Origin of the sequence: Lacrimispora sp. (assembly GCF_032078915.1) — a bacterium.
GTDB lineage: Bacteria > Bacillota > Clostridia > Lachnospirales > Lachnospiraceae > Lacrimispora.
This window is the reverse complement of record NZ_DAMAUN010000177.1, coordinates 1-4,151: the sequence shown is the minus strand read 5'-3', so window position 1 is coordinate 4,151 and position 4,151 is coordinate 1. Positions and strand designations below refer to the sequence as shown.

Below are 4,151 nucleotides of genomic sequence, written 5' to 3'. Positions count from 1 at the left end.
GAGGATTCTATCCGCTCCAGCGGGCTTTATAAGAATAAGGCAAGGAATTTGAAAAAGTGCTGCAGTCAGATTTCAGAGAAATATGGAGGCGAGGTGCCAAAGGATATAGACGGGGTCCTGACTTTGGCCGGAGTTGGCAGAAAGACCGCCACCTTGTTTCTGGCAGATGCTTATGATATACCGGGGGTCACGGTGGATACTCACGTATTCCGCATTGCCAGGCGGCTGGGCTGGGCTTTCGGGAAAAATCCGGCGGAGGTGGAAGCGGAGCTGCAAAGAGTCCTCCCGAAGGACCACTGGAACCGGATCAATTTTCAACTGATTTATCATGGCAGGGCAATCTGCACAGCAAGAAAGGCAAAGTGCGGGGAATGCATGCTAAAGGAATGGTGCGGGCAGATAATGGATAAAGACGAAAAAGGAGATAGAAAGATATCATGAAGCTAATGTTTAAACAGCGTTTTTTTTCCTGGCTTGACAGTTACGACATTTATGATGAAAATGGAACGGCCGTATATACAGTCTGCGGCAGGCCCGCCTGGGGACACAAGCTGGAAATCTATGACAACAACGGCAATCATCTGGCTACCTTAAGGGAGCAGGTGCTGACCTTCCTTCCCCGGTTTGCTATCCAGATCGGCGGACAAACGGTGGGAACCATCACCAAGGAGTTTACCTTTTTTAAACCCTCTTTTTCCGTTGACTGCAATGGCTGGCATGTGCAAGGCAGCTTCATGGAATGGGATTACAGCATTCTTTCCCAGACCGGCAGCGTTGTGGCCCGGATTGAAAAGCAGCTTTTTCATTTTACCGATACCTACTTGATCGATGTGACCGATGGACAGGACAGCCTTTTGGCACTTATGGTAGTCCTTGCCATTGATGCGGTCAAATGCAGCCAAAACAAAGGTTGAACATAAAATGATGAAATAAAACAGCCTCCCCGCCGGATTCCTGGAAACCGGCGGGGAGGCTGTTTTGTTTTTAGCCGTGAACCAGTTAGGCTATGGTGTAGTTCGCTAACGGAAAGTGCAACAAACTCTAAATTTCAGTTCGTTTCACCTATAATATATTTTTTGATCATACAGAAAAATTGGGTGCAAAACAGGGCATATTCAGGGCAAGAGAAGCTACAGTGTTTATTTATTATTTGAAATACAGCCGTAATATCCCTTTTGAATTCCTCTTGAATAAGGAAATAAATTGGGAACAAAAATTTATGAATTAAATACAATGCGCTGCAACGGATCGATTAAATAAATTATGCTTTAATTAAGAAAAATCAAATAGCCTGTAAAAAATTTGGAGAGGATATGATAACTTTATGGCTAAAATAGAACGAATAAAATGTGGCAACGGAAACTGTTTTTTAGTGCAGGAGAATAATCATGCTGTTTTAATAGACACTTCCCGTACTCAATTCAGAGATAAAATCTTAAATGTTTGTAAAAATAAAAATGTAAATCTAATTGTTTTAACACATGGACACGTAGACCATGTTCAAAATGCTGCCTATCTGTCAAGAGAGTTAAATGTACCAATAGCTATGCATGAAGCCGATGAAGAATTGATAAAGAATAATCTGTTAGAACCTTTATTTGCTCATAATATTTTTGGAAAATTGATACTGGCTTTATCAATTAAAAGTTTTCAAGATGACAAGATAGAATCTTTCAAGCCAAAAGTGTTTTTACATGAAGGCGATTCCCTTGAAAACTACGGTATACATGCAACGGTTATGGAGCTGCCGGGACACACAAAAGGTTCTATTGGATTAAAGATTGGAGAAAAAGATATTATTGTAGGCGATGCACTCATGAATATGTTTTATCCATCAAGATCCATGCTGTATGGAAATCGAAAAGCAATGGAGGAAAGCGCAAAAAAAATCAGTGGGATTCATGATGTAAGCATACATTTTGGACATGGAAAATCCGTGCGAAATAGAAACTGGTTACGGTATGGCACATGGATTGAATAAGTCGGGTCGAACGAAGCCCATACCAGAGAGCTTGGGCTTGATGTGATCAAAAGCTTCATGTTTAATAACAAAACCTACTATATGCTGGGGTATGACATTGCAAAAGAAGTCAAGTAAAACCGGAAACTGATTAATTCCAATCCATAAAAGTCAGCAATCTTTTAAGTTGACAGGTTTCGGATACGAGGAGGTATAACTTGAGACTACAAAAACAACTGATGAATCATAATGGAACAGTACTCACAAATGGAAATTATGATCGGTTAATAACGATTATACATACGAATGATGTGCATTCGAATGTTGAGGTGGAGCCCTATGTCAAGGGACTCGCTGACGCTCTGCGTAACGAGGGCAGAAACGTTGTTGTCATCTCCGCTGGCGATGCCTTTGCCGGTACTCCTTTTGCGAGTTTATCAAAAGGGCTGGATACAGCCAAGGTAATGAACCTCGTCGGCTATGACCTTTTTACGTTGGGTAATCATGAACAACCTCCTCTGATGGAGATTTCTGATTTTAAAGCTATATCTGAAGCTGTTGATTTTCGGGTTCTGGGCGCAAACGCACCTAAAGACATGAGAAAAGCCATTCCTGATATCGCCGACTATGCGATAATGGAAATTGCCGGAAACAAGATTGCCTTTATAGGATTGACCACCCCCGACATGAAAAGCGGGACAAGCGGTGCTGAGGCTGTCGCTGCTGCTGAAAAGGCAAAGAAAAGTGCTGAGTCTGAGGGTGCGGAAATATTTGTTGCCGTCGCACATCTTGGTATTACCGCAAATGACGAGACGCAACGCAGCACATACCTTGCTGACCACTGCCCCTGGCTTTCGGCCATTATTGATGCACACTGCCATACTGCCCACCAAAACGGCATGCTTCGTAACGGCGTACTGATAGCCGAAACCGGTCAATATGGCATCAACATCGGTGTCACGGAGCTCATAATTAAGGACGGTAAATTCATGAAAGCAACCGCAAGCCTCATACCCATCAAAGGCAATGAGAAAGACTGCGGCATAACCCCGGACCTGAAGGTTCTAGCTTATCTCAACGAAGTCAATGAAAGAAATAAACCGTATTTGAACGAAGTCGCACTTACCCTGCCTGTCAGTCTGCATGGGGACAGAGCCTACAGCCGTACAAGGGAAACAAATTTGGGTAACCTTCTTACCGACGCTATGCGGTGGAAAACAAAAGCTGATATTGCTTTTGTAACAGGGCTTTTTATCCGGGCTGACCTCGCTGCCGGTTATATTACAAGGGGGCATCTTGAAACCGCGCTCTACACAGATAGACCTGTATGTACTTTTGTTTATACCGGACAGCAGCTATACGATATGATGGAAACGGGGCTTTCCATGGTTCCGGAGCCAAACATTGTTTTTTGCCATGTATCCGGTATGCTCATTGAGTTTGACCCGATAAAGGAAGCTGGCAGCCGTATAACAAGCATCAAGCTGTCTGACGGTTCCAAACTCGACTTTGAGGCTGCCTATACATGCGCCACGAGATATGACGGGCTTGCTCATTGTATTGAAGGAAACCTTATTGAGGGGAAAAATTATACAGCTGGCTTCGGCTCGGTCTGTGAAATCTTTGCAGCTTATGTTAACAGCGGTATCGAGATCACTGGAGAAATTGACGGTCGCCTCATGCCTTTAACAAAAAAAAATCTATAAAAATATGTGCGAGTTTGAGAGAATAGATAAAAAGACAATCTATCAAGGTGAAGTATATGGAGATTAGGTGCATGTTTTTATGATTTTTTATTTTACTCCGATTTAGTAATAAAAAAGCTGTTGAAACAAAATGTTTCAACAGCTTTTTTAATTGGTGTGCCCAGTATGGACACAATCAAGTAATTACTGCTAAAGTAACCCGAACGATTCAATATTTTCCTATGTGTGATACTTGATATTTCCTGGTGAAAACGAGGTTGCAATTGGATTACAAATTTCTGGCTTTCGCTAAAACCTCTATTTTGTTATGCCCTTATTACTGTTTCACCAGTCCTTTTTCAAGAGGTTTCGTGCAGTTCGTTTACAAAGCTTGCTTTGCGATACAAAGATTATAGTTCGTTTACAAATCGTTTTACCTTTCCTTTCTACCCTTCAATTGTAAAATATCTTTCCCGTTTGAAAGGGAAAGATGGGTACAAATATTT

General features: G+C 42.1%; 4 protein-coding genes. All 4 read left to right on the top strand.

Going from position 1 to position 4,151, the window contains the following annotated elements:
* Positions 1-441 (top strand): endonuclease III domain-containing protein (locus RT269_RS29800; RefSeq protein WP_313188136.1); only part of this gene is annotated, 441 nt, incomplete at its 5' end.
* Positions 438-914 carry an LURP-one-related/scramblase family protein gene (locus RT269_RS29795; RefSeq protein WP_313188135.1) on the top strand — a complete coding sequence of 159 codons (477 nt, stop codon included), beginning with the start codon at positions 438-440 and terminating at the stop codon, positions 912-914. The genes RT269_RS29800 and RT269_RS29795, both read left to right, overlap by 4 nt.
* Before the next feature lie 410 nt (positions 915-1,324).
* Positions 1,325-1,981, top strand: a complete 657-nt coding sequence (locus tag RT269_RS29790; RefSeq protein ID WP_313188133.1) for an MBL fold metallo-hydrolase — start codon at positions 1,325-1,327, stop codon at positions 1,979-1,981.
* Positions 1,982-2,178: 197 nt separating this feature from the next.
* A complete protein-coding gene (locus RT269_RS29785) occupies positions 2,179-3,666 on the top strand; it encodes a bifunctional metallophosphatase/5'-nucleotidase (protein ID WP_313188131.1) in 1,488 nt (495 codons plus the stop codon).
* Positions 3,667-4,151 lie beyond the last annotated feature (485 nt).

Excerpts from the sequence above, each read along its gene's own strand:
- RT269_RS29790 (WP_313188133.1), top strand. The coding sequence starts at position 1,325 with ATGGCTAAAATAGAACGAATAAAATGTGGCAACGGAAACTGTTTTTTA.
- RT269_RS29795 (WP_313188135.1), top strand. The coding sequence starts at position 438 with ATGAAGCTAATGTTTAAACAGCGTTTTTTTTCCTGGCTTGACAGTTAC.